The sequence below is a fragment of the Stenotrophomonas maltophilia genome (assembly GCF_900186865.1).
Taxonomy (GTDB): Bacteria; Pseudomonadota; Gammaproteobacteria; order Xanthomonadales; family Xanthomonadaceae; genus Stenotrophomonas; species Stenotrophomonas maltophilia.
The window spans coordinates 4707221-4732701 of record NZ_LT906480.1; the positions used below are offsets into that span (position 1 = coordinate 4707221).

The window sequence follows — 25481 nt, forward strand, 5'->3', positions numbered from 1 at the left end:
GATACGGCATCCGGCGGATTCTTGCGTTTTCCCACGTGCTCTGGGCAGAGCGAAGTCGGCGTCACATTTTCTTTCTTTTTACTTTCGCTATTTGACATTTCGAAAGAAAACACAGATGGTGCGCTGGCCCAACTGGAACCTGCGAATGGACGTCACCCTGCTTTCCGATGTGTCCGCCTGGCAGCGCCTTGGCGGAGCCGATACCGCTACCGAAATCGCCCAGCAGCCTGCGCTGTGGGAAGCCCTCGCACAGGACCTGTCGCGTGCCCGCGACCGCCTGCAGGCCTTCCTCGGCGACAGCCTCAACGATCCCAACCAGCGCGTGCTGTTCACCGGCGCCGGCAGCTCCGGCTTCATCGCCGAAATGGTGGCCGACGCGATCAACGCGCAGTGGCCAGCCGATGTGCGCGTGGTGCACACCACCAGCCTGCTGACCCACCCGGCGCTGTACCTGCAGCGCGACCGCCCGACCCTGCTGGTCTCGTTCGGCCGCAGCGGTTCCAGCCCGGAAAGCGTGGCGGCGGTTGACCGCGTGCGCAGCGACGTGGATGACGCGCGCTTCCTCGACATCACCTGCAACGCCGATGGCGAACTGGCCCGCCGTGGGGCCGGCCGTGCCGATACCTGCACCCTGCTGATGCCGTCGGCCAGCTGCGACCGCGCCTTCGCCATGACCAGCAGCCTGACCTGCATGCTGTTGGCCGCGCTGACCGTGTTCGATCGTTCGCCGTGGGATGCGCGCGTGGCGCGCCTGAAGCAGATCGCCGCGCTGGCCCGCGAAGGCCAGGCGCAGTGGGACGCACCGGTGGCGGCGCTGGCGCAGCGCCCGTTCAACCGCATCATCTACCTCGGCAGCGGCCCGCTGGAAGCGCTGGCACGCGAGTGCGCGCTGAAGGTGCTGGAACTGACCGCCGGCCGCGTGCTGGCGCTGGCCAACACCCCGCTGGGCTTCCGTCATGGGCCGAAGTCGACGCTGGATGGCAACACCCTGGTGGTGGTGCTGCGCAGCGTGCAGCCGCTGGCGCGCCGCTACGAACAGGACCTGCTGGAAGAACTGCGCCGCGACGGCGTGGCCGGCCAGGTGCTGGCGATCGGCCCGCATTCGGACATCGGCGCCGATGACGAATACACCCTCACCGTGCCGGCACTGGACGACCCGTGGCTGGCGCCGGTGTGGCTGGGCTTCGCGCAGCTGTTCGCGCTGCAGCGCTCGGCCGCGCTTGGCCTGACCCCGGACAACCCGTTCCCGGATGGCACCGTCAACCGCGTCGTCAAGGGCGTCACCATCCACCATGGCTGAGCTGATCGCCCACGCCTGCTACGGCATCGACATCGGCGGCACCAAGATCGAGCTGGTGGCGTGCGATGCGGCGATGCAGGTCACCTGGCGCCGCCGCGTGGCCACCCCACAGGGTGACTACGACGGCTTCCTGCAGGCGGTGGTGGCGCTGGTGGCCGAGGCGGACGCCGCCCTCGGCCGCAGCGATGCGGCCATCGGCATCGCCCTGCCCGGCGTGCGTGACCGCCGCAGCGGCCGCCAGCTCAGCGCGAACGTGCCTGCACTGACCGGCCAATGCGTGGCGCAGGATCTGCAGGCACGCCTGCAGCGCCCGCTCCACTTCGGCAACGATCTGCAGTGCTTTGCCCTGTCTGAAGCGCACGGCGGCGCGGCTGACGGCTACCCCAGCATGTTCGGCGCCATCCTCGGCACTGGTGCCGGCGGCGGCTTCTGCCTGCACGGCCGGCTGCTGTCCGGCTTCAACGGCCTGGCCGGCGAATGGGGCCACTGGAGCGTGCCCGGCCACCTGCTGCAGCGCCACGGCCTGCCGCTGCTGGACTGCGGCTGCGGCCTGCAGGGCTGCGTGGAGCGCTATGTGTCCGGCAGCGGTGTGGCGATGATCGAGCGGCACCTCGGTGGCAGCGCCGCCGACGCCAGCGCCGTGATCGCCCTGGCCGAAGCCGGCGATGCACGTGCGCGCAAGGCGTTGGACATCCACCGCGATCTGCTTGGCCACAGCCTGGCCGCGCTGGTGCTGGCGCTGGACCCGCACGTGATCGTGCTCGGCGGTGGTCTCTCGCAGTACGCGCCGCTGTACCAGCAGCTGCCGTCGGCCATCGCTGCCCATCTGTTCAACGGCGTGCAGGTACCGCCGATCGTGCCGCCGCGCTTCGGCGATGCCGGTGGCGCACGTGGTGCCGCCCTGCTCGCCTGCCAACCCTCGTTTTCCTGATGTCCGGAGCCTGACCATGTCCCCGTTGCAGACCCTGCTTGCCTCCCACCGCGCCGGTGCCAACGTCGGCCTGTACAGCGTCTGCTGCAGCAACGAGCAGGTGCTGCGCGCGGCCATGCGCGTGGCGCTGGCGCATGGCACCGTGCTGCTGATCGAGGCGACCTCCAACCAGGTCGACCAGTTCGGCGGCTACACCGGCATGACCCCGCCGCAGTACCGCGATTACGTCGGCACGCTGGCCGATGAGGAAGGCTTCCCGCGCGAGCGGCTGATCCTGGGCGGTGACCACCTCGGCCCGAATGCCTGGCAGAAGCGCCCGGCCGCCGAAGCGATGACCCACGCGCGCGTGCTGATCGAAGCCTACGTCGCCGCCGGTTTCCACAAGATCCATCTCGACTGCAGCATGTCCTGCGCCGATGACCCGGTGCCGCTGCCCGATGCCATCGTTGCCGCACGCTCGGCCGAGCTGGCCGAGATCGCCGAACGCACCGCCGCCGAACACGGCCTGCCGCCGCCGGTCTACGTGATCGGTACCGAGGTGCCGATTCCCGGTGGAGAAGCCTCGCTTGCCGAGGGCCTGCAGGTGACCACGCCGGCCGCCGCCGCGCAGACCCTGGCCATCCACCAGCAGGCGTTCGACACGCCGCAGCTGCGTGATGCGTGGCAGCGCGTGATCGCGATGGTGGTGCAGCCTGGCGTCGACTTCGACCACAGCAGCGTGCACGAGTACGACCCGGCCGCCGCCAGCACGCTGGCCGACTTCCTGGAACAGCAGCCACGCATCGTGTTCGAGGCGCACTCCACCGACTACCAGCGCGAAAGCGGCCTGCACGCGCTGGTGCGCGACCACTTCGCCATCCTCAAGGTCGGCCCGGCGGCGACCTTCGCCTACCGCGAAGCGCTGTTCGCGCTGGCCGCGATCGAGGCCGAACTGCTGCCGGCCGCACAATGCTCGCGCCTGCCGCAGGTACTGGACGAGGTGATGGTGGCGCAGCCGAAGTACTGGCAGTCCTACTACCAGGGCGATGAGGCAGCGCTGCGCCTGCTGCGCAGTTACTCCTTCAGCGACCGCTGCCGCTACTACTGGGGCGAGCCGGCGCTGGTACAGGCGGTGCAGACCCTGTTCGCCAACCTGGAACAGCACGCGCCGCCGCTGGTGCTGCTCAGCCAGTACCTGCCGGAACAGTACCGCGCCGTGCGCGAAGGCACCCTGGCCAACACCCCCACCGCACTGGTGCAGCACCGTATCGGCCTGTGCCTGGGTGAGTACGCCCGTGCCTGCAGCGCCAACCAGGCCGGAACCCGCACTCACCACGCAGGTTCGGCTGCCGCCGTTGCTGCGAACGGCTAATCTCTACCTTTCCCCGCGACACCGAGAATGGCCATGCGCAACACCCGCTCCCGCCGGCAACAGATCCTGCAGCTGCTGATCGAGCACGGCTCGGTGCAGGTGGCCGATCTGGTCGAGCGCTTCGGCGTGTCGGCGGTGACCATCCGTGCCGACCTGACCCATTTCGAATCGCAGGGCCTGGCCAACCGTACCCACGGTGGCGCCACGCTGGTGCGCACGCCGCCGCAGGAACAGGACATCCACGAAAAGGACGCACTGAACCTGCCGCTGAAGGAATCGATCGGCGCGTGTGCCGCGCGCCTGGTACGGCCTGGTGACAACATCATCATCGACTCCGGCTCGACCACGATGACCCTGGCCCGCCACCTGCGCACGCAGCGCGACGTGACGGTGATGACCAACGGGCTGAACATCGCCTGGGAACTGGCCAACGCGGCCGGCATCAACGTGCTGCTGACCGGCGGCCTGCTGCGCCAGCAGTCGCTGTCGCTGCAGGGCAGCCAGGCCGAAGCCAGCCTCAACTCCTACAGCTTCGACACGCTGTTCCTGGGCGTGGATGGCCTGGACCTGCAGTTCGGGTTGACCACCCATGACGAAGCCGAAGCCCGCCTCAACCATCGCATGGTCGAGCGTGCACGCCGTATCGTGGTGCTGACCGACGCCTCCAAGTTCGGGCGCGTCAGCCTGCACCGCATCGCCCTGCTGGATCAGATCCACACCATCATCACCGATGCCGGCATCGACGACGCAACCCGCGAGGGACTGCAGCGGCTGGGCATCGAGGTGATCATCGCCGAGCCCACCGCATGAGCGACACCCGTTCCCTGCATGGCCGCATCCTCACCCCGCTGGGTTGGCGGCGTGGCCACGTCCACTTCGATTCCCACGTGCGCCAGCTGCAGGTGGACGACCACAGCGGCGCTGACGATCTGCAGCTGCCGGTGATCCTGCCCGGCTTCATCGACCTGCATGTGCACGGCGCTGCAGGGGTGGACCTGATGCAGGGCGGCGACGTGGCGCGCACCATCGCCCGCACCCATCTGCGCTTCGGTACCACCACGCTGCTGGCGACCACCATGACCGCCGGCCTGGATGAGATCGAGCACGCGCTGCACGGCGTGGCCGCCACCATGGCCGCACCCGATGCAGACGCCGCCAGCATCGTCGGCGTACATCTGGAAGGGCCGTTCATCAGCCCGCAGCGGCTGGGCGCGCAGCCCAACCGCACCATCGAGGCGACGCTGGCGCTGGTACAGCAGCTGCACGCGCTGGCGCCGATCCGGGTGATGACGCTGGCGCCGGAGATCGGCGAGCACACCGCGCTGATTCCCGCGCTTTCGGCAATGGGCATCCGCGTGCAGCTCGGCCACAGCGCCGGTACCTACGAAGAAGGTGTTGCTGCGCTGCAGGCCGGTGCCTCCGGCTTCACCCATCTGTTCAACGGCATGACCGGCGTCGATCACTATCGCCCGGGCATCGCGGCGGCAGCACTCGCGCATGCGCAGTACGCCGAGATCATTCCCGACCTGCAGCACATCCATCCCGGCGTGATCCGCCTGGCCGCGCGCGCGATCCCGCGCCTGTACGCAGTGACCGACGCGACTGCCGCCACCGGCATGCCCGACGGCGAGTACGCGCTGGGCGAGCAGCGCGTGCACAAGTGCGGCGGCTGCGTGCGCCTGGCTACCGGTTCACTGGCCGGCAGCGCGCTGACCATGGACCAGGCGCTGCGCAACCTGGTGCAGGTGGGCCTGGAGCTGGCCGATGCCTCGCAACGTGTCTCCACCTTCCCGGCCGACTACCTGGGCCTGGGCGATCGCGGCCGCATCGCGCCCGACGCCCGCGCCGACCTGGTGGTGCTGGACGCCGAACTGCGCCTGCAGCAGGTGGTGGTGGGTGGGCGCGTGGCGGATTTGAACGCAACACCAGCCTGACGCACCGCGCCTTTGTAGAGTCGAGCCATGCTCGACTGCTCTGCCGCGCCATGCGCGGTCAGTCGAGCATGGCTCGACTCTACAGAAAGCAATCCGCACCGAAACACCTTCTGGGATATGCCGATGACTGCACGCACCGCTCCGCGCTGGCCCGTACGCTACCTGCTCTTCATCGGCGGCCTGGGTGGCCTGCTGTACGGCATCGACATCGGCATCATCGCCGGCGCCCTGCCCTATCTCGAAGCAACTGCCAGCCACGCCTGGCAGCTCAGCAGCCAGCAGCTCGGCTTCGTGGTGGCAGCGGTGCTGCTGGGCAGCGTGCTGTCCTCGCTGTTCGCCGGCATGGTTGCCGACCTGATCGGCCGCCGCGGCGCGATGCTGCTGGCCGGCCTGCTGTTCACTGCCTCGATTCCGATCATGGCACTGGCCTCCGGCTACACGCCGCTGCTGCTGGGACGCCTGCTGCAGGGCATCAGTGGCGGTTTGATCGGCGTAGTGATTCCACTGTACCTGGCCGAAGTGCTCAGCCCCGAGCGACGTGGGCGCGGTGCGGCGATGTTCCAGCTGCTGCTGACCGTTGGCCTGGTGCTGGCAGCCCTGATCGGCCTGTACCACGCTCACGCCGTGGATGCCGCCGCCGAAGCCGTGCGTTCGCTGCCGGTCGCGCAGCAGGCGCAGGAACTGTTCACGGTGAAGGACCACGCCTGGCGCACCATCTTCTGGACCTGCCTGGCGCCAGGCCTGCTGTTCTGCGCCGGCATCTTCTGGCTGTCCGAATCGCCACGCTGGCTGGTACGCCGCGGCCGCATCGATGAAGCCCGCCGCAGCCTCCAGCGCGTCCTGCCCGCCGCAGATGTCGAGCCCACGCTGGCCCAGATCCAGGCGCCGGAATCGAGCAGCAGCGACGGCAAGCGCGATCCACTGCTCAGCCGCCGCTACGTGGTGCCGTTCCTGCTCGCCTGCGTGGTGCTGGCCTGCACCCAGGCTACCGGCATCAATTCGGTGCTGGCCTACGCGGTCAACATCCTCAACCAGGCCGGCCTGTCCGGTTCAGTGGCCAACGGCGCCGACGTGGCGATCAAGCTGCTCAATGCGGTGATGACCGTGGTCGCGTTGCTGCTGGTCGACCGCAAGGGCCGCAAGTTCCTGCTGATGCTCGGCAGTGGTGGCATCTGCGTGGCCCTGCTGGCCGCGGCCGCGCTGTTCTTCCAGGCCGAGCGTGGCCGCGCCGATGTGCAACCGCAGCTGCAGGCGGCGGTCAGCGGCGATGGCCTGCAACTGGTTCTGGATGACGCGCAGTGGCAGCGCCTGAGCAATGGCATCGACAGCCAGGGCCGACCGATGCAGCTGACCGTGTCGTACGCGTATGGTGACTTTACCAACGTGCGCGCCCTGCGCAGCGACAACCTGACCGATCGCGAGCTGCGCATCGAGCGCGCCGGCACCGTGCAGCCCGACAGTGTGATTGGTGCGTTCTTCCGCAAGCTGCATCTGAACCCGTTCGCCGACCCGGCCAGTGCCGCGCAGGCGCCGCTGCGCATCGAACAGGCGCGCATCGGCCCGGTGCCGCCACCGGCACACGGCTGGGCCGTGGCCGCCTGCATCCTGGTGTTCGTCGCGTTCTTCGCGGTCGGCCCCGGCGTGTGCGTGTGGCTGGCACTGTCGGAGCTGATGCCGAACCGCATCCGTTCCAATGGCATGAGCATCGCGCTGCTGATCAACCAGTTCGTGTCCACCACCATCGCCGCCATCTTCCTGCCCACGGTGGGCCACTACGGCTACGCCAGCATGTTCGTGTTCTGGGCGGCGTGCACCTTCGTGTTCTTCCTGGTAGCCGCGTTCTGGCTGCCGGAGACCAAGGGCAAGTCGCTGGAGGAGATCGAGGCACGGTTCGCGGGAAAGCGGGGCTGACAGCGCCTGCACCTAGCGTCGGCCATACCCCATGACATGCCAACGGGGTATGGCACGCCGATGACGCTACGGCACGCCGATGGGTGTGGCACGCAGATCGGGTAGAGTCGACTGTTGGTCGACTGCTCTTCGCTCCAACACCAGGAACGCCGCGCTACGCGCGTGAGTCGACTAACAGTCGACTCTACCGCCTCCCATCATTTCCCGGTGATGTGCCTGGCAATCTCCTGTGCCTCGGCAATGCTCGGCAGCCCGCTCAGCATCATCGATTCACCGAACGGGCCTTTCACCGTCGCCACCATCAGCACGCGGCCATCCACACTGATCGCTGCTCGCTGGCCCACCAGTGCTGCCGTGCCATCGTGGATGCGTTGGCGTGCTTCTGGCCGATACCGGATCTGCAGGCCGGGCTCCTGGCCCGCGTCCAGCACATAGCGCACATCGGCGATATCTGCACTGTCGGCAATCGGCGGCTCGCGCAGCGCCAGGGTCTCGCCCTGCCACTGCGCTTGCGTGCCCTTGCCATCCGCATCGACCGCGCTCAGGCGCACATCCACACCGGGGCGCGGTGCATGGCGCTCGACTGTCTGCACTGCGGGCGTGGCGCCCGGCATGCAGCCGGCCAGGGTCAAGGCCACGCCCACCAACATCGGAAGCGCCGTTCTCACTTCAGCTTCCGCAGCTTGAATGCCACCAGCACCTGCAGCAGGCCGTACAGCAGGCTGCCGATACCGATCCACAGCGTGGTGACCGCCACGCCGGCATACGGGTTGGCCGCAAACAACAGGCCCAGCACCACGGCCAGCACGCCGCTGAGGATCAGCAACCATTCGCCCTGGATCTGCTTGCGCACGCGGATCGCGAACACGATGCGATAGATGCCGGCCACCAGCAGCCACGCCGCCAGGAACAGCACCAGCACGCTGGCCGTTGCCAGCGGATTGATCACCGCCAGGATGCCGAAGCCCAACGAAGCAATGACATACAGCGCAAGCCAGCCGCGCGAAGCGCCGCTACCGCCACTGATCAGGGCGAACAAGCTGATGACACCCTCGATGATGGCCATCACGCCCAGCGTCCAGGCCAGTGCCATGGCTGCGGACAGTGGCCAGCCGATGGCGATGATGCCGAAGCCGAGAGCGACCAGGCCATACAGCAGGAGGATCCACCAGCTACGGCCGATTGCCGACAACAGGGGAGACAAGGGGGAATTCATGGCTACTCCATCGATCCGGAATCGGGTTCATCGTAGCCCGTTGTGATGAAGAGGGGGATCACGGTGGTTCTGGATCGGCTTAGTCTTGGATCGATGTGCCCAGGGATATGAGCGTCAAGTACCGCGGTCGTTAGATCAAGGCCTGCTTCGACCTTCATTTGGACTCCGCAACCACCCGGCCGGCGGCAATGTGAGTACTGGTGGTGCTGCTGTCATTCCTCTTCGCACTGTCCAGGCCAGCTCAGTCCTGCGATGCAAGTCTGCTCTGCGGGTCGCCCCCGGTGTGTCCTGCACCGCTACATTCACCGCATGACCCGAAGGACCAAATTATCTCAATTACCCACCCAACCCCTCACGCTCCATAATATCCTTTAGCTCAACGGCCATCTTTACAGCCTCATCAATTGGAACTCCAACCCTCAGCTCATACTCCTTCCCATTCAATGTTGCAAATGACTCTCGAATGCATGATAGAACCAGCTCGAGCTCTCGGGAGTTTAGGTGCAGAATAAGGTCCGCATCGTTAATTCTATCTAATTTCATTGAACTCTCAGTATGGAACTGATTGAGTCGGGAGAGTGGAGATATAGCCTTTCCAGTTCTCAGGCTGGAACGCGATTCCTTCTCCACCGTTTGGATTTCTAAAGACAACGGTACCTGTACTCTCTTGAATATATACCATCCGACCATCTTGCCGATGCCACCGCCACTGGTCTTGGCGCGGGATTCGTTCTCGATGTCGACAACGGTCAGGCTGCCGGTATCCAGGCGGTTCTTCGAGGCATCGGCGGTGCTGCCGATCACACCGCCTTCCAGGTGCGTATTGCCGCCTACGGTGATGTTGAAGCCACCACTGCCGGCAACGATGCCGCTCTGTTCCTGCACGCTGCGCAGGTGGCTCTCGACCTTCTGCTGGTCGATGTTGACGCTGCCGCGGCCGCTAGGGATGCCCTGAACAAATCCCGAGACGGGCCATTGAAAGCTGATGGACGGGTGTCGCTGCGCTGTACGTCATTGATTTTCCGTCCCGTCAGATGCGCAGCGGGCCGCAAAAGTGATCGCGCCAGACCAGGGGCGGAATTGTTCAGAGGATCCCTAGCTTCTACATGTTTCTCACCCTTGTTATTTCCCTCTTAGCCATGACCCTATTTTTCTGTGAAACTTTTTTGTCGAAGGCAACAGAATTCAAGTCATCGATAATTAGTTCAACGTCTTGCTTAGCCAAGAATGGAACCCAAGAAAGCGCCAACCCTATCCAGTAGTCAGAGTCATGATTCAAGCCAATTTGAACCAAAATAGGATATGGGAAATTCCGACCCAAATCCGAAATTACATTTTCAAATGGAAACTCAAGAAGAGTAATCGCACGCCTGAGCGCCTCCTTTCCCTCAAGGGAAAATGATACTGATGGCCCCTCAAGTCGCCACACCCCCATCCCGTCACTAAAAATGACGAGACCGTTACCCAGGAATTTTCTCTCCGGCGGAATATTCATAAATTACATTCCAGCACCATGCTTAATCTCAATCCCATAATTTTTCATTGCCTGTTCAAACTGAGCGCGAACCTCCGGACTCCAGTTCATCCAGTAGTGCCCGCTATGCTCGTTGGTTATTATCTCGCCATTCTTCCCCCTGGAGAACATGCCCCCTACTAGTTCCTGGGGGTTCCCACCAATACTAGCGCCCAGCTGCTCATGAGGGGAGCCGCCCAGATTCGCCTTAGGCGTACCCACTGCAAATTTGTTTGTTTTCGGATCGAAAACAAACTCGATCGCCTTACTTCTTGTGCCAGGGAAATAGTTTTGGATTGCTGTAGACGATACAGAGCCCGGCTCCAAGGCTAGAACACCATCTACCGGGCCAGATCCCTTCCAGCTCGGACTACTCTTAACTGCTCGCTCAGTCGTCTCAGCCGCTGCATTCTGCACCGACTTCAGGATCTCCTCAGATTTGAGCACACCCTGCTTGGTCGCGGCCCCGGCGATCTCCGCGCCCACTTCACCAACGATCTTCGCTCCAGGCAACCGCACCGGGATCAGGAACGACGCTGCGCCGATGGCAGCACCGTTGCCGTCGCCCTTGGCTACGCTGGCGATCACGGTACCAGCGGCGCCAATGTCGCCACTGAAGGTCCCCATCATCGTCCAGCCGTCACCTCCCCGGATCTTCGTTCCGCGCAGGTTGTTCAGATCATAGAATTTGAGCTGCATGTCGTCCTTGGATACGCCGGAGGACAGCAGGGATCCGATGACCTGCCTGTACAGTGCATCGTCGTTGAGCAGATCGTTGCCATAGAGGTTGAAGTTTTTGTATTCCGCCTCCGTCGCGCCGAACCCGTATGCCCCGCCCATCCTGCTCAGGAAGTCAGTGGCTTCCAAATCAACGTTCTCGATGCCCACCAATCGGGCGACCTTTGCATCAACAAGCGCAGCACCTTCCGTGGTCAGCCTGCGTACCGCCTCTGCTTCGCTGATGCCTTCCTGGGCGGCGAACGCGGCAGCATTCATGTTGATCCACTTCACCTCATCCGGATGCAGCTGCCGATTGAACCGATCCCCGGTCACCGCAATGTTGGCGCCCGTGCTGCCACCCAGGGCCCCACCCACCATCGCGCTGCCGACTTCCATCAGCGACTGGTAGTCCTCCCAGCTCAGGCTGCCCTTGTTGTTCTCGAGGAATTCCGAGATCGCGATCTTGGCCTTCTCCGCACCAGCAGCACTCACCGCGCCGTTCAGCGCATCCGCACCACCCAATGCGGCCATCGCTGCACCGGCCATGCCGTGCAGCAGCGCGCGGCCATTGCCGCCGTCGGCCCAGAACGCCTTGCCTTCTTCGGTCTCCGCCTTCTGGCTCAGGTAGCCGCCCAGGTCGCCCACGCCCTTGAACAGCAGCTGCCCACCCAGCTGCATCACCTCGGCACGCTCCTGCATCTTGCGCAGGTCAACGGCCGACAGTGCGCTGTCGGTATCAAAGCCGGTCGCGGTCCGATCAAGACCTGCCAAAGCGCTCTCATTGCCATCGCGCACCACCACGGTGCCGGCGGCGATGTCCGAGCGCGTGGTGCTGCTGTCGTTCTTCTTGGTGCCGCCCAGCAGGCTCAGCCCCGCGCCGGCCGCGCTCCCCAGCGGGTTGCTGATGCCACCACCGCTGCTCATCCCGGTGCCGATGCCACCGCCACTGGTCTTGGCGCGGGATTCGTTCTCGATGTCGACAACGGTCAGGCTGCCGGTATCCAGGCGGTTCTTCGACGCATCGGCAGTACTGCCGATCACGCCGCCTTCCAGGTGCGTGTTGCCACCCACGGTGATGTCGAAGCCACCGTTGCCGGCAACGATGCCGCTCTGTTCCTGCACGCTGCGCAGGTGGCTCTCGACCTTCTGCTGGCCGATGTTGACGCTGCCGCCGCTGCCGTACACGAAGGTGCCGCCAGCCTGGGTCTGCTTGCTGGCGTAGTCGTCGGTGTCCTGCTCGCTGATGATGGACAGGTTGCCGCCGATGCTGGCCACCACCTTGTCGCCGCTCAGCTGGGCCCCCTGCAGCGTGGTGTCCTTGCCGCTGATGACGGTCAGGTTGCGGTCGGCGTCCACCACGGTTTCGACGTGCGTGGTGCCGTTGCCGCTGCCCTTGCCCTTGGCGGTGCTGGCCGACACGTACCAACCGGTCTGCGCGCCGATGCTGAAACCGATCTCACCGCTGCCGCTCTTGTTCTTCGACGACTGCGTGCGGTCTTCCGCTTCGCTGCGCAGGGTGATGTTGTCCCGCGCGGCCAGCGCCACGTTGTCACCCTTCACCTGGCTGCCGATGATGTTCAGGTCACCGGCGGTGGCCACGATGCTGACGTCGCCCTGGCTGCGGATGGTGCTGCCCACCGCCGACTGGTCGTGGCTGGTCTGGCTGGCACTGGAACTGGAGGCGCCAATGCCGATAGGACGGACTAGCCCTCAACCGAAAGCACTAGCTCCGCCATTACGCCAAATTTTTCACTTCAGCGTCTGCCACCTTGGTTTTCAAGAATTCCTCATCGAGTCAAAGGATCCTGGGAATTTTAGACTAATGGCATGAACAAAATCACTAAGAATATATAAACTGCGTAGTTACAGTCTTATCGGAATTAATCACAATATCAAATTCCCTCCAATCCCCTCCCGTATGCTCCTTCATTACATCATGGAGATCGCAAACCAAATCAGCACAACCCTTATCACCATAATCATTCAACAATGCAGATACGGAAACGCCACCGATCGTGTAAAAAAATGAGGAATCAATGCCAAGAGATCCATCCTCCTCTGGAAGATAGCGAAATCTACACGCAGCATCCGTGTAACCATTCTCAGCACTTGCATCCATCGCCCTATATAGAGAATCAATTATCTCGACCTGTCTTTCAACGTAACTCACAGACCACCGCCACGTTTATTCTTGGAAGTTCTCGAGGATATTTTGCCATCAGCATTGCATATAACATATAAACGTTTCCAGCCTCGCATTGCCCTGCGATGACCTTGCAAAATAATCTATCAGCCGCCGCTGATCATGCACAGAATCATGGAAATCTTGCACACAGAACCATCCTTTAGACCCTTCGAGCCCTATCCCCAATTAAACTCTCGGCGTGCATATACAAAACCACTAAGTGATGGCAAGCCCCTCAGAGGGCCTGAAACATACAGGCATTCAACGTCGATTCTTGAAATACCAACCTCCGAACTTGCTGCATCAACATTTGTCGCCACGACCTCTACGCTTTCCCAATCAAGATCAGTCGGGTCACGCTCAAGATAATAACGAATCAAAACCCTCCCCTTCTCGTCGTACCCTACAGCTATGGCTCGGATCTCCTGATATATCTCACCGAGGAGCGCCACCCTGAAGCACACCACTAGCCAATCCGGCAACCTATTCAAAAACATACCGCTTACTTCCTCGCATCCGGAACAATATGAGCACCATTTTTACTATAGTGTATCTGCCCCCTTGTTACGGCCTGTCCGGTTGTTCCATCAACGCTTATCGGCCGACCAAATTCCACAATTGGGTTCCCTCGTGAACCATTCCCGACGACAGGGCACTTTCCACTATGAACCCCAGCTAGGAGCTCAGACGGGTCCACGTCACTATTGAACATGTCGCGCAGCAGCGCGCGGCCGTTGCCGCCGTCGGCCCAGGACGCCCTGCCTTCTCGGTCTCCGCCTTCTGGCTCAGGTAGCCGCCCAAGTCACCCACGCCCTTGAACAGCAGCTGCCCGCCCAGCTGCATCACCTCGGCGCGCTCCTGCATCTTGCGCAGGTCAACGGCCGACAGTGCACTATCGGTATCAAAGCCGGTCGCGGTCCGATCAAGACCGGCCAGGGCGCTTTCATTGCCATCGCGCACCACCACCGTGCCAGCGGCGATATCCGAGTGGGTGGTGGTGCTGTCGTTCTTCTTGGTACCGCCCAGCAGGCTCAGTCCTGCGCCGGCCATGCTGCCCAGCGGGTTGCTGATGCCACCGCCACTGGTCTTGGCGCGGGATTCGTTCTCGATGTCGACAACGGTCAGGCTGCCGGTATCCAGGCGGTTCTTCGAGGCATCGGCAGTACTGCCGATCACGCCGCCTTCCAGGTGCGTGTTGCCGCCCACGGTGATGTTGAAGCCGCCGCTGCAGCAACTACGCCACTAAGGTGCCACCGACCTGCGTCTGCTTGCTGGCGTAGTCGTCGGTGTCCTGCTCACTGATGATGGACAGGTTGCCGCAGATGCTGAAGCCGATCTCGCCGCTGCCGCTCTTGTTCTTCGACGACCGACTGCTGGTTCCGCGCAGCTGTATTCGCTCAGGGCCACCAGAATCATCTGAACTGATGAAGTGCCATCCGGTTTCACATACCTGCCGTATGTGCCAGCAGCAGCAATCAACCCACCTCGAACATCCATCTGTCTTTTACGCGGACTCCCGATAACGAGGATCTTCCCGCATGATTCTTAGAACTTCGGACCAATTCCATATGATTCCTGGGATATGACTCTCGGGAACGATCTTCGCTCGCTCCGAGGAAGGAAACTCTTCCATAGCCCGCCTGCACCGCGAATAGAACAAATTAAAGCAGCTCTCATCGACGTAGTCGAGAACAATGAAATTCTGTCCCTGCTCATCCAGCGGGGCATAGATATCGCTTAGGCAGCACTGTTCGTCGGGCCGAAAGAGCATCCTTGTCGACTCTACAATGCAATCGAACACCCCACCCGAAGTGGACCAGCCAGCACCTGGCGGCCCGTTCCCGTCGCCAATAGAAATGTACATCGCCATAATTTACCTCAAAATAATAATTTTACCCTGCTGCTCCGGAGTGAGCATTTTTATCCAAGAGTTTACCAAAGCCTGATTTTCAGGAGCAAGATTCCTGTAATCCAGAGGAACCATATCCGCCTTGTTTACATGATCTATCAGCTGCCGCTGATTCTGCGCTGAATTATTGGAGAAGAATTTATTTATTTGAGTAGACTTTGCACCGTCTGTCCACATGAAATCCACGGTCTTCCCCGCATAGGGCCCACTGACAAATACGAAGTCGGGATTTTTACTGCCCTGCACCGGGTCTGTCCTCTTCAGAGTCCCTCCCAAGGAATTCTCTAACTGGACGGCCGCCTGACCTTCATGCACTGCAATTTTCCCCTTATCCGGATCCAAACCAAGCTCCAAAATTCTACCTCGATTATTGGAGCGGACAGGATTTATCGAGTTTAGACCTGTTTCAACATCTTTGAACAAAGGTGTCAGCTCACGCCCAGCAGTCAGAGCCCTATTTGCAGCCTGGCCTGCCGTTTCTGTCGATGAGTTCTGCACAGACTTCAGGATCTGCTCGGATTGCAGCCCCCCCTTCTTTGCAGCATTCCCTGCGATCTCAGCACCTGCCGCGCTGCTCGACAATCGAAGCGTGTCTTCCGCAGTGGTAGCAGCCTTTGCCGCCACCAGGGCCGGCAGCACAGGTGCAAGCGAATGACCACCCACGTAGTCACCCATCACCGCATCGGCGGCTCCGCTGATGGCCTTGGTGCAACTGTACGGATTGAGGATGCACCAGCCACCGAACTCAACAGCCGCCGCCGCACCGATGCCAAGAGCAGCTGCGCCAGCCTGGACCATGGCAACGCCCTTCTGAGAGCGCGAGGCGTCGCCGTAGTAGCGCAGTGGCTCCTGGAACTCAAAGCGCCAGTCCTTGGTTGATCCGGCGGCGTAAGCAGTTCCCGAGATGGCAGTGTAGACGTCTTTGAAATAGCCGGTTTCGCGCCCAAGCTCTTCGCTGAACTTAGAGAAGTTGTCCCGATCGCTGCTGTCGAACGCGGTACCCCAGTCGTACTTGTTCTGGTTCTTGCGCAGGAAATCAATTGCGTCAGTGTTGTTTTCTACTCCACTCAGGTCGGACTGTATTTTCGAGTCAACGTACGCAGCCGCTTCCACAAGAAGGATGCGATAGGCCTCTTCCTTCGAGATCTTCTGCTCGCGGGCGAATTCCTCTGCATGGAAGCGGATCCACTTCACCTCATCCGGATGCAGCTGCCGATTGAACCGATCCCCGGTCACGGCAATGTTGGCGCCCGTGCTTCCACCCAGAGCCCCGCCCACCATCGCGCTGCCAACTTCCATCAGCGACTGGTAGTCCTCCCAGCTCAGGTTGCCCTTGTTGCTCTCGAGGAATTCCGAGATCGCGATCTTGGCCTTCTCCGCACCAGCAGCACTCACCGCGCCGTTCAGCGCATCCGCACCACCCAATGCGGCCATCGCTGCACCGGCCATGCCGTGCAGCAGCGCGCGGCCATTGCCGCCGTCGGCCCAGAACGCCTTGCCTTCTTCGGTCTCCGCCTTCTGGCTCAGGTAGCCGCCCAGGTCGCCCACGCCCTTGAACAGCAGCTGCCCACCCAGCTGCATCACCTCGGCACGCTCCTGCATCTTGCGCAGGTCAACGGCCGACAGTGCGCTGTCGGTATCAAAGCCGGTCGCGGTCCGATCAAGACCTGCCAAAGCGCTCTCATTGCCATCGCGCACCACCACGGTGCCGGCGGCGATGTCCGAGCGCGTGGTGCTGCTGTCGTTCTTCTTGGTGCCGCCCAGCAGGCTCAGCCCCGCGCCGGCCGCGCTCCCCAGCGGGTTGCTGATGCCACCACCGCTGCTCATCCCGGTGCCGATGCCACCGCCACTGGTCTTGGCGCGGGATTCGTTCTCGATGTCGACAACGGTCAGGCTGCCGGTATCCAGGCGGTTCTTCGAGGCATCGGCAGTACTGCCGATCACGCCGCCTTCCAGGTGTGTGTTGCCGCCTACAGTGATGTTGAAGCCACCACTGCCGGCAACGATGCCGCTCTGTTCCTGCACGCTGCGCAGGTGGCTCTCGACCTTCTGCTGGCCGATGTTGACGGTGCCGCCGCTGCCATACACGAAGGTGCCGCCAGCCTGGGTCTGCTTGCTGGCGTAGTCGTCGGTGTCCTGCTCGCTGATGATGGACAGGTTGCCGCCGATGCTGGCCACCACCTTGTCGCCACTCAGCTGGGCACCCTGCAGCGTGGTGTCCTTGCCACTGATCACGGTCAGGTTGCGGTCGGCGTCCACCACGGTTTCGACGTGCGTGGTGCCGTTGCCGCTGCCCTTGCCCTTGGCGGTGCTGGCCGACACGTACCAACCGGTCTGCGCGCCGATGCTGAAACCGATCTCACCGCTGCCGCTCTTGTTCTTCGACGACTGCGTGTGGTCTTCCGCTTCGCTGCGCAGGGTGATGTTGTCCCGCGCGGCCAGCGCCACGTTGTCACCCTTCACCTGGCTGCCGATGATGCTCAGGTCACCGGCGGTGGCCACGATGCTGACGTCGCCCTGGCTGCGGATGGTACTGCCCACCGCCGACTGGTCGTGGCTGGTCTGGCTGGCACTGGAGCTGGAGGCGCCGATGCCGATGCGCAGGCTCACGCCGTCGGTGGCGCCGGAAGCGCCTTGCTGCATGGCGCCGCCGACGCCAGCGGCGGCATTGGCCGCCTGCACCGCGTACAGCGCCTTCAGGCGGTCATCCTGCGCATTGCCGGCCGCCTTGGCCGCACCGTAGGCGGCCAGGGCGGCATCCACCACACCGCCCGTCAGGCCGACGTTGATACCGGCACTCTTCTGCTTGGTGCTCTGGTGTACGTCAGTGGTGCCCTGTGCCGCGTCGATCACCACCTGCCCGCCCACCAGCTGCGTACCGGTCTTCGACAGCACGTCCGAACCGGTGATGTGCAGCGTGTTGCCGGCGCTCAGGTTGACCCGGCCATCGGTTGAGCCGATCAGGCTGCCCTGTGGCGCGCTCTGCTCGATCTCCAGGCCCTTTTCCAGCTTGCTCTGGCCGATGGTCAGGTTGAAGCCACCACCGCCGAACACGCCCGAGCGCTTGACGGTCTTGTCATGCTCTTCGCTGTGCGTGGAGGTGGCCGTGCCGATGGTGAGGTCGCGGGTGGCGGCCACCACCACATCACCGGTGGCAGCCACCTGCGCCGCCTGCGCGACGACGTCACGTCCGGCGCCGATGGTCACCGTCTCGCCGCTGAGCGTGGTGCCCACCACCAGGCTGTCCCGGGTCGCGTCGTAAGTGGTGGTGGTCTTGCTCGACAGCAGGCCCTTCTTCCTGCGCGTGGTTTCCTGCTCCCAGCTGTGGTCCTCCTGCGCCGCCAGCAGGTTCACGTCGCGCGTAGCGGCAATGCTGATGCCGCCGTCGGTGCTGCCGACCTGCGTGGCAGTGAGGTTGGCATCGCGCCCGGCCACCAGCGCGATGTCACCGCCGGCCTGCAGCGAAGTGCCGTGCACGGTCTCGTCCATGCTCTGCGTGGTCTGCGAGAAGCGCTTGCCACGGCTCTGCTGCTGGCTGGTGTTGGTGGTGGTTTCGGCCTGCAGGTTGAGATCGCGCCCGGCCACCACGGCCAGGCCGTCGCCGGCCTTCAGCTGCGCGGCCTGCAGGTTCACGTCCTGCCCGGCCTGCATGCCCAGCGAGCCACCGGCCTCGATGCCGCTGGCGTTGAGGGTTTCGCGCACGTAGCGGTTGCTGCCCCAGCCGCCCTGTTCGGTGGTGGTCAGTGCGTTGAGGTTGATGTCGTTGCCGGCCGTGGCATGGACGCTGCCGCCGGCCTTGGCGGTCACTGCCGTCAGGTTCAGATCGTGGCCGGCGTCCAGCGACAGGCCGCCGCCCACGTCCAGCGTGGTGCGACGCAGGCTGCCATCACCCTGCATCTGCGTGGTGAGATTGAGGTCGCGGCCGGCCTCCAGCGCCGCGTTGCCGCGGGCACGGGTCTGCGAACCGACCAGTGCCAGGTCACGTCCGGCTTCCAGCGCCAGGCTGCCGCCGCTGCGGATGCTGGCCACGTCGATGCCGCTGACACTCTTCAGGTCACGGCCGGCCACCAGGGCCACGTTGCCGCCCTGGATCAGGCCGCTGTTGTTGAGGATGTCCTCCACGGCGGTGATGCGGGCATTGCCGCCCGCGGAAATGCCACCGCGATCGTTGAGCAGGCTGCCGGTATCGATGGTCAATCGATCATCGGCGCGGATCATGCCCTGGTTGGACACATTGCCGGCGCGGATCTCCACCGACTCGCCAGCGATGGCGGCGCCCCCCAGCTGCAGGCGGTTGGCGGTGGCCTGGGACAGGTACACCACCGGCACCAGCACCTTCTGGCCGTCCACTTCCTGGGCGACCATCCACACGATGTCTTCGTTGAGCGCGGCCACCTGTTCGGCCGACAGCGCCACGCCCACGCTCAGCTGCTGGCGCGCGGCTTCGGTCACGCCGGCATCCATCATGGCGCGATACTGGCCCATGCCATCGCCCTGGTCGGCATCCAGGTAGCGACGCCCGGTCAGGCCGGTGATCTGTTCCATCACCAGGCGCTGCTCGTAGAAGTCGTCACCCATCCGACGCAGTTGCTTGTCGGGGTCCAGGTTCAGGCGCTGGAACATGTAGTCCGAGCCGATCCACTGCCCGAAGTTGGCGAAGCGCGGATCGGTTTCCACCAGCCAGCGCTGGTTGCCCGGATTGACCGTGTACAGGCCACCACTGGGCAGCGACAGGCCCGGCAGCGGATTCTGCGGGCTGCCCACCACCTGCGGCGGCGGCATCGTGGTGACACGGCCAGGGCCCGGGGAGCCGGTATCACCGGCCGTGCCCGCACCCTGCGCCTGCGCGCTGGCAGGCCCGGTGGCCACGCCCTGCTGTGCACCCGGTGCGCCAGCATTGCCGCCGACCGCGCCGGCGCCCTGCTGCTGGCCCAGTTCGGGTGCGTAGGCGTTGTTGCCCTGCCAACCGGCAACGTCCAGCGGTGTGCCACCGCTGTGCGCGGTGACCACGGCGTTGTTGACCTCGCGCGCTTCGATCTGCACCTTGCGGCCGGCGGTGATGCTGGCATTGCCGCCGGCCAGCGTGACCTGCTTGGTGACCGTGCTGGTGCCCAGCGCGCGGCTGCCGCCATAGATCTCGAAGTCGCAGCGGCTGGGGCAAGGGCGGTAGGTGTATTCGATGGTCGACGTGCGCTGGACCACCTTGTAGCCGGCCAGCGCTTCGTTGTTGACCACGCCGGCCCAGTCATTGGGGTCTTCGCTGTTGGATGAGCCGCGGCCGTTGATCGAGAGGTTGCGACCGGCGGCGATGGCCGAGTTCCGGTTGTCGACCGAGCCGCCGGACATCTGCATGTCGCGACCGGAAATCAGCTGCGATGCCGCGCTGGCGGCGATGACGGTGGTGCCTTCCAGCACCAGGTCCTTGTGCTCGGTCCAGACTTCCAGCACGGCACAGTCGCCCGGGCACAGCTTGCCCGGCGGTGCCGGGCCGTCGATGCCGTCGACCCTGAACGTCCCGCTGTCCGGGTCGGCAGCGCCTTCGTTGCCGCTGTAGACCTTGTGCTGGGTGACCAGCACACGACGCTCGTTGGCCACGCCCAGTGCAGCCAGGATCAGGTCGTTCTCGGCCTGGATGCGCCCGGAACGGTTGCGGATCTGCTGGGCGTTGCCGCCGTTCCAGCCCTGCAGGCGGATGTCGCCCAGGCTGAAGAGCTCGCCGTCGAGGTTGTCGATGTAGTTGGCATACAGGTTGATGCGGCCGGTGGCCGCCATCAGCCCTTCGTTGTAATCGCGTGCGACCAGCGTGTTGCCCAGGTCGCGGCCGTTGGTGATGCGCGAGGCGCGCAGTTCCAGCGCGTTGCCCATCACGGTGCCGGTGTTGGTGATGTTGGCAGCCGACACCTCCACCGTATCGCCATCCACGCGACCGGCATTGCTGAAATCGCCGGCCGTACTCAGCGCGACACGACCACTGCCATTGCCTGCCGTGGCGTTGAACTGCCCACCAGCGGTGTTCTCGATCCGCACCGCCGAGACTTCAAGCGTGCCCTTGCTCTCCAGGCGCCCCTGGTTGACCAGTGCACCGGCCACGTCCAGCTTCAGCAGCCCGTTGCTCTCCAGGCGCTGGCCGTTGCCATGCACGTAATCGCCCGCCAGCGTCAGGCGCAGCTCGCTGCCGCCGAACAGGCGGCCGATGCTACTGAAGGCCTGCAGGCGTGCGCCGAGTGCTTCATAGGCGCTGATTTCGCCGCCACCATTGGCCAGGCTGCCCAGCGTCAGCTGGCTCTGGCGACTGAGCAGCCGGCCGTTGCTGTTGTCCAGCGCGGCAAGATCCAGGCGCAGCAGGTTGCCTGCGCTGAGCTGGCCACCAACGTTGAATACCTGTGCGCCGGCGCGCTCCAGGTACAGGGTGTTGGCGGCGTGGACCATGCTGCCGGCGTTGTCCAGCGATGCGGTCTGCAGGCGCAGGTCGGTTCCAGCCACCAGCTTGGCCTGGCCGCCTTCGGCGCGGTTGTCCACGCTGCCTGCGGTCAGCGTCAGCGCACCACCGGTACTGCCCAGGGTGCCGCCACGGTTGTCCAGCGCAGCGGCCGATTCCAGCGTCAGCTGCCCGGCGCCGTTGGCCACGATGCGGCCGCCACGGTTGCCCACTGAGGCAGCGCGGATGTTCGCAGCGCCCTGTGCTTCGATGTTGCCCTGGCTGTTGTCCAGTGCCTGGCGGATCTGCAGATCCAGCGAGGTGCCGCCGTGGACCAGGCCACGCTGGTTGGCCAGCGCACCGGCCACGTCGAGCGCGAGTTCCTGGCGGGCGTACAGGTTGCCATCCACGTTGCGCAGGTCGCCCGTGCGGCTGGTCACGCGCGCATTGCCCTCGGCCCCCAGCAGGCCATTGCTGTTGTCCAGCTGGGAGGCCAGCACCTGCAGCTGGCCGGCGCCACGCTGCACGATGGTGCCAGTGCGGTTGTCCAATGCCCCGGCAGCGTCCACGGTAAGGTTGCCGCCAGCATCGAGCCGGCCACCGGTGTTGACGATCTCCGTACCAGCCACGCGGGCACCGGTGCCCGCGGTCAGCGTACCGCCGCTGTTGTCGAGGCGACCGGCAACGGCCACGTCCGCCTCGCCGTTGCCGACGATCAGGCCTGCATTGCTGTTGTCCAGCGTGCCGGTCTCGATCTTCAGCACACCCGTGCCCGCATGCTCGATGCGGCCACCCTGGTTCAGCAGCTGCGCAGCCTTCAGGTGGACACTGCCAGCATTGGCGGCGATGCGCCCGCCGGTGTTGCGCAGGGCACCTGTCAGGCTAAGTTCAAAGGGATCGGTGCCGGTCTGCAGCAGTTCGCCGGCGCTGTTGTCCAGCGCGGCCGCCAACAGGTCGATGCGCGTGCCCTGCAGGCTGCCCGCATTGCGCAGCAGGTCGGTGGCACGCAGGTCGAGCAGACCGATGGCGGTCAGGCTGCCGCCGATATTGCGCCACTCACCGCTGCGCGCCTGCGCCAGCAGGGTGCCACCGGACCAGACCTGGCCACCCTCCAGCAGCAGACTGTCGCCCAGCAGGTGAACCTGCTGGCCGGCGTTGATCTGGCCGGCGTTGCGCAGCTGCTGGCGCGCATCAAGGGTGACGCTGCCGGTGCTGCCGACCTTGCCGTCGGCCAGCAGGCCCGCCACGATCACGCCGCTGTTGTCGATCTGCCCCGCCCGCAATTCGATGTCACCCGAGGCCAGCACGCGCCCGCGATTGCTGGCCTGGGCGGCCTGCAGCGTGACCGTGCGCGCCTGAACGTCGGCCGCAGTGCGCAGTGCCTGCGCGGCCTGCAGCGACAGCGCGCCGCTGGCGAACAACGCCGCCTGGTTGTCCAGGTCGCCATCGCTGCGCACCTGCAGATCAGCGGCGCTGTCGATCGTTCCCTTCAGCGTCACGCCGGCATCGGCGGACAGCACGACGCCCTGCTGCGCAAAGACCTTGCCCGACTGCTCCAGGCTGCCGCCCGCGTGCGCGGTCAGTGTGCCGGCCGCCAACGTGCGCCCGCCCAGCACCAGGGCCTGGTCACTGCTGAGCTGCACGTTGCCGCGCTCGCTGCCCAGTTCACCCTCGCTGCGCAGGGTCCGGCCCCGCACCTGCAACGTCTGGCCGGCCACCAGGCTGCCCTGGTTGTCCAGCGAATCGCGCACGGTGACATCGACATCGCCGGCGCCATAGAGGTCGCCACGGTTGTCGGTCACATCGGCCTTGGCCGTCAGTGCTCCCTTGGCGAACACGTTGCCGGCGTTGTCCAGCGTCACCGCATCCAGCTGCAGCGACTGCGCACTGGACAGGTTGCCGCCGGCGCGGTTGTGCAGCGCGTCGGTGCGCACGTCAAGCGCGCCATCGCTGGCGATCACGCCGGCATTGTCCAATGTGGTGGTGCGCAGCTGTGAGCGGTCACGACCGTAGATCACGCCACTGTTGCTCAGCTCAGTGGCGCGCAGGTCCATTGCCTGCTGGCCATGCAGGCGACCGTCGTTGATGACCTTCTGCACGTCCACGGCCAGCACGCGTGCCAGCGCCGTGGCGGCCGCCTGCTGGTGCAGGACGCCGCCCTGCAGGGTCAGGGTGCCGCCGGCTTCAAGCCGGTTGCGGTTGTCGAGCGTGGCAACGGACAGACGGGCATCGGCTGCGCTGCCGATGATGCCGGCGTTGTCCAGCACATCGGCGTCGACCTGCAGGCCCTTGCCCCCCTGGATGCTGCCGGTGGTGTCATTGTCGATGCGTGCTTTGGACTTCAATGCCAGCAGGTCCACCGCCTGCAGCGTGCCGCTGTTGCGCAGACGGTCGACCGTCAGCGTGGCCTGGCGGGCCTCAAGGGTGCCTTGGTTGTCCACGCCGCCGGCAGACAGTTCCAGCGCCTGCTCGGAGAGGATGCGTCCGGCGTTGTCCAGCTGCTGGCGCGCCTGGATCTTCAGCAGCCCGCCCGCAGACAGCTCGGCACCCTTCAGCTGGGTGATGCGGTCGGCCGCTGCACGCAGGTTGGCGCCGGCACCGATGATGCCCTCGTTGTCGATGCTGGCCGCATCGAGTTCGACGTCGGCGTCGCTGTACAGCTGGCCGGCGTTGTGCAGCTGCGCGGCCTGCATCCGTACGCCCTGGTTGCCCAGCAGCAGGCCGGCGTTGTCCACCTGGCGGGCCTGCACGTCCAGCGCCTGCGCGCCCAGGCGCGCGCCCTTGTCCTGTGCCAGCGTGTCGGCGCGCACGGCAAGCCCGGCGCCTGCGGTCACCTGTGCATGGTTCTGCACCTGTGCGGCAGCCAGCGCGATGCTGCCCGCGCTCTTCACCGTGTCAGCCAGGGTCAGCGTGCCACCGGCGTCCAGCTGCTTCTGTGCGGCCTGCGCGCTGCCGGCCAGGTCCAGATTCTGGATGGCGCGTACGGCCATCGCAGCGCCCGCCGACGTCGAACCAGCAAGCGACGCCTGCCGGGCACGGATCTGAAGATCCCCCTGCGCGTACTGGGTACCGTCAGCCTTCAGGTCACCGTCGGTTTCGATCTGCAGGCGGCCTGCGGCCGCCGTGCGTCCGCTCAGACGGACATCGCCGGCCTGGGTCAGGATGAAGTCGCCTGCGTCGGCCACCATCTGGCCCGTGCTGCGCACGCCCACGCCGGCCTCGGTACCGACCAACCGGATCTTGCCTGCATACATGCCCCCGAGGGCGGCAACATCCAGGCCGAACTGCGGGCGTTCGCCTTCTCCGGTGATCGCCTGCGTCGCCAGGGTCTGGGCATCGATCTGGTTGGCGCCGGTGACCACGTTCACCTGGCGCGCCCAAAGGCCCGCGTTGAGCTGCACCGCGCGGGCCAGCAGGTCGACGCCTTCCAGGTTGCCGGCATCCAGGCCGTTGCCTTCCAGGCGGATCGTTCCGCGCGACACCCGGAACGCAGACAGGCTGCCATCGTTGCCGAACACCGGGGTGCCGGTGGTCAGCGTGCCACGGGTGGTATTGATGAAGCCGCAGCCATCGCAGGTGATGCCATTGGGGTTGGCGACGATCACCGCCGCCGAGCGCCCCGCCACCTCGATGTGGCCCTGCAGGCGCGACGCGTTGGTGGATGTCACCTCATTGAGGATCAATCGTGCCGACTGGCCCGGCTGCAGGTTGCCGTTGCCCTGGATGTAGCCACCCAGTTGGGTCTGCACGGTGCTCGCGCTGTTGTTGAGGATCTGCCCCTCGCGCCCGACGTTGTAGTCCTGGAAGCGGTTGTGCGATACGCCGCCCGCGTTGGGCCGGTTGATCTGGATGACCGGCACGCCGTTCGCCGCCTGGTCGGCCCGCGCCTGCTCGCCGGCCTGTACCTGCACCTGGGCAAACGAGCTGCCCGGCGCCAGGAACGCCAATGCCAGGGTGGCGCTCGCCATCGCGGTGCGCAGGCGCGTGGCCCAACCGGCGCCCGAAGCGGACAGGGACAGACTGCGGAATACGTTCTTCATGCCAGGTGCTTCCATCAACCCAGGGGGGAACTGCACACACAACAACCCGATCA

Annotated in this window: 15 protein-coding genes and 1 pseudogene; 6 read left to right on the forward strand and 10 right to left on the reverse strand. The window is 64.7% G+C overall.

The annotated features are described in order from the left end of the window. The first annotated feature begins 145 nt into the window (after positions 1–145). The 6 genes from CKW06_RS22170 (at position 146) to CKW06_RS22195 (ending at position 7427) form a co-directional block, all read left to right on the forward strand. The gene (locus tag CKW06_RS22170) at positions 146–1300 is read left to right on the forward strand and encodes an SIS domain-containing protein (protein ID WP_005411499.1); all 1155 of its coding nucleotides are present in this window, start codon (positions 146–148) and stop codon (positions 1298–1300) included. Then, positions 1293–2231, forward strand: coding sequence for an ROK family protein (locus CKW06_RS22175; RefSeq protein WP_024958683.1), 939 nt, complete (start codon positions 1293–1295; stop codon positions 2229–2231). Before CKW06_RS22170 ends, CKW06_RS22175 begins: the two co-directional genes overlap by 8 nt. 16 nt (positions 2232–2247) lie before the next feature. Further along, a complete protein-coding gene (locus CKW06_RS22180) occupies positions 2248–3582 on the forward strand; it encodes a D-tagatose-bisphosphate aldolase, class II, non-catalytic subunit (RefSeq protein WP_024958684.1) in 1335 nt (444 codons plus the stop codon). 33 nt (positions 3583–3615) lie between these two features. Beyond that, a complete protein-coding gene (locus CKW06_RS22185; RefSeq protein ID WP_005414783.1) occupies positions 3616–4392 on the forward strand; it encodes a DeoR family transcriptional regulator in 777 nt (258 codons plus the stop codon). Then, positions 4389–5516: an N-acetylglucosamine-6-phosphate deacetylase gene (nagA, locus tag CKW06_RS22190; protein ID WP_024958685.1), complete on the forward strand. Its 1128-nt coding sequence runs from the start codon at positions 4389–4391 to the stop codon at positions 5514–5516. The genes CKW06_RS22185 and nagA overlap by 4 nt, the downstream gene beginning before the upstream one ends. 123 nt (positions 5517–5639) lie before the next feature. After that, positions 5640–7427, forward strand: a complete 1788-nt coding sequence (locus CKW06_RS22195; protein ID WP_024958686.1) for an MFS transporter — start codon at positions 5640–5642, stop codon at positions 7425–7427. Between the two features lie 197 nt (positions 7428–7624). Here CKW06_RS22195 and CKW06_RS22200 read toward each other — a convergent pair whose 3' ends face one another. The 10 genes and pseudogenes from CKW06_RS22200 to CKW06_RS22240 all read right to left on the reverse strand — a co-directional run bounded on the left by CKW06_RS22200 (position 7625) and on the right by CKW06_RS22240 (position 25428). Then, a complete protein-coding gene (locus CKW06_RS22200; protein WP_024958687.1) occupies positions 7625–8095 on the reverse strand; it encodes a SecDF P1 head subdomain-containing protein in 471 nt (156 codons plus the stop codon). Beyond that, positions 8092–8643: an HdeD family acid-resistance protein gene (locus CKW06_RS22205; RefSeq protein WP_005411507.1), complete on the reverse strand. Its 552-nt coding sequence runs from the start codon at positions 8641–8643 to the stop codon at positions 8092–8094. Before CKW06_RS22205 ends, CKW06_RS22200 begins: the two co-directional genes overlap by 4 nt. Positions 8644–9336: 693 nt before the next feature. Continuing rightward, positions 9337–9585: pseudogene (locus CKW06_RS24270) on the reverse strand (hypothetical protein); the annotation flags it as partial. Positions 9586–9745: 160 nt separating this feature from the next. Continuing rightward, positions 9746–10138: a hypothetical protein gene (locus tag CKW06_RS23680; RefSeq protein ID WP_143568608.1), complete on the reverse strand. Its 393-nt coding sequence runs from the start codon at positions 10136–10138 to the stop codon at positions 9746–9748. Positions 10139–10141: 3 nt separating this feature from the next. Beyond that, positions 10142–12514, reverse strand: a complete 2373-nt coding sequence (locus tag CKW06_RS22215) for a hemagglutinin repeat-containing protein (RefSeq protein ID WP_051924764.1) — start codon at positions 12512–12514, stop codon at positions 10142–10144. Between the two features lie 202 nt (positions 12515–12716). Then, entirely contained in the window at positions 12717–13046 is a 330-nt protein-coding gene (locus tag CKW06_RS23685) for a hypothetical protein (RefSeq protein ID WP_138927665.1), read from the reverse strand. Between the two features lie 191 nt (positions 13047–13237). Continuing rightward, a complete protein-coding gene (locus CKW06_RS24290; protein WP_076738603.1) occupies positions 13238–13558 on the reverse strand; it encodes a MafI2 family immunity protein in 321 nt (106 codons plus the stop codon). Positions 13559–13563: 5 nt separating this feature from the next. Then, positions 13564–13773 carry a polymorphic toxin type 50 domain-containing protein gene (locus CKW06_RS24275; RefSeq protein WP_077684484.1) on the reverse strand — a complete coding sequence of 70 codons (210 nt, stop codon included), beginning with the start codon at positions 13771–13773 and terminating at the stop codon, positions 13564–13566. Continuing rightward, entirely contained in the window at positions 13737–14237 is a 501-nt protein-coding gene (locus CKW06_RS22230) for a hypothetical protein (RefSeq protein WP_144244689.1), read from the reverse strand. Before CKW06_RS22230 ends, CKW06_RS24275 begins: the two co-directional genes overlap by 37 nt. A 697-nt stretch (positions 14238–14934) precedes the next feature. Continuing rightward, the gene (locus CKW06_RS22240; RefSeq protein ID WP_051924762.1) at positions 14935–25428 is read right to left on the reverse strand and encodes a hemagglutinin repeat-containing protein; all 10494 of its coding nucleotides are present in this window, start codon (positions 25426–25428) and stop codon (positions 14935–14937) included. Positions 25429–25481: the final 53 nt, after the last annotated feature.

Excerpts from the sequence above, each read along its gene's own strand:
- CKW06_RS22170 (WP_005411499.1), top strand. The coding sequence starts at position 146 with ATGGACGTCACCCTGCTTTCCGATGTGTCCGCCTGGCAGCGCCTTGGC.
- CKW06_RS22175 (WP_024958683.1), top strand. The coding sequence starts at position 1,293 with ATGGCTGAGCTGATCGCCCACGCCTGCTACGGCATCGACATCGGCGGC.
- CKW06_RS22180 (WP_024958684.1), top strand. The coding sequence starts at position 2,248 with ATGTCCCCGTTGCAGACCCTGCTTGCCTCCCACCGCGCCGGTGCCAAC.
- CKW06_RS22185 (WP_005414783.1), top strand. The coding sequence starts at position 3,616 with ATGCGCAACACCCGCTCCCGCCGGCAACAGATCCTGCAGCTGCTGATC.
- nagA (WP_024958685.1), top strand. The coding sequence starts at position 4,389 with ATGAGCGACACCCGTTCCCTGCATGGCCGCATCCTCACCCCGCTGGGT.
- CKW06_RS22195 (WP_024958686.1), top strand. The coding sequence starts at position 5,640 with ATGACTGCACGCACCGCTCCGCGCTGGCCCGTACGCTACCTGCTCTTC.
- CKW06_RS22205 (WP_005411507.1), bottom strand. The coding sequence starts at position 8,643 with ATGAATTCCCCCTTGTCTCCCCTGTTGTCGGCAATCGGCCGTAGCTGG.
- CKW06_RS23680 (WP_143568608.1), bottom strand. The coding sequence starts at position 10,138 with ATGAATATTCCGCCGGAGAGAAAATTCCTGGGTAACGGTCTCGTCATT.
- CKW06_RS24290 (WP_076738603.1), bottom strand. The coding sequence starts at position 13,558 with ATGTTTTTGAATAGGTTGCCGGATTGGCTAGTGGTGTGCTTCAGGGTG.
- CKW06_RS24275 (WP_077684484.1), bottom strand. The coding sequence starts at position 13,773 with ATGTTCAATAGTGACGTGGACCCGTCTGAGCTCCTAGCTGGGGTTCAT.
- CKW06_RS22240 (WP_051924762.1), bottom strand. The coding sequence starts at position 25,428 with ATGAAGAACGTATTCCGCAGTCTGTCCCTGTCCGCTTCGGGCGCCGGT.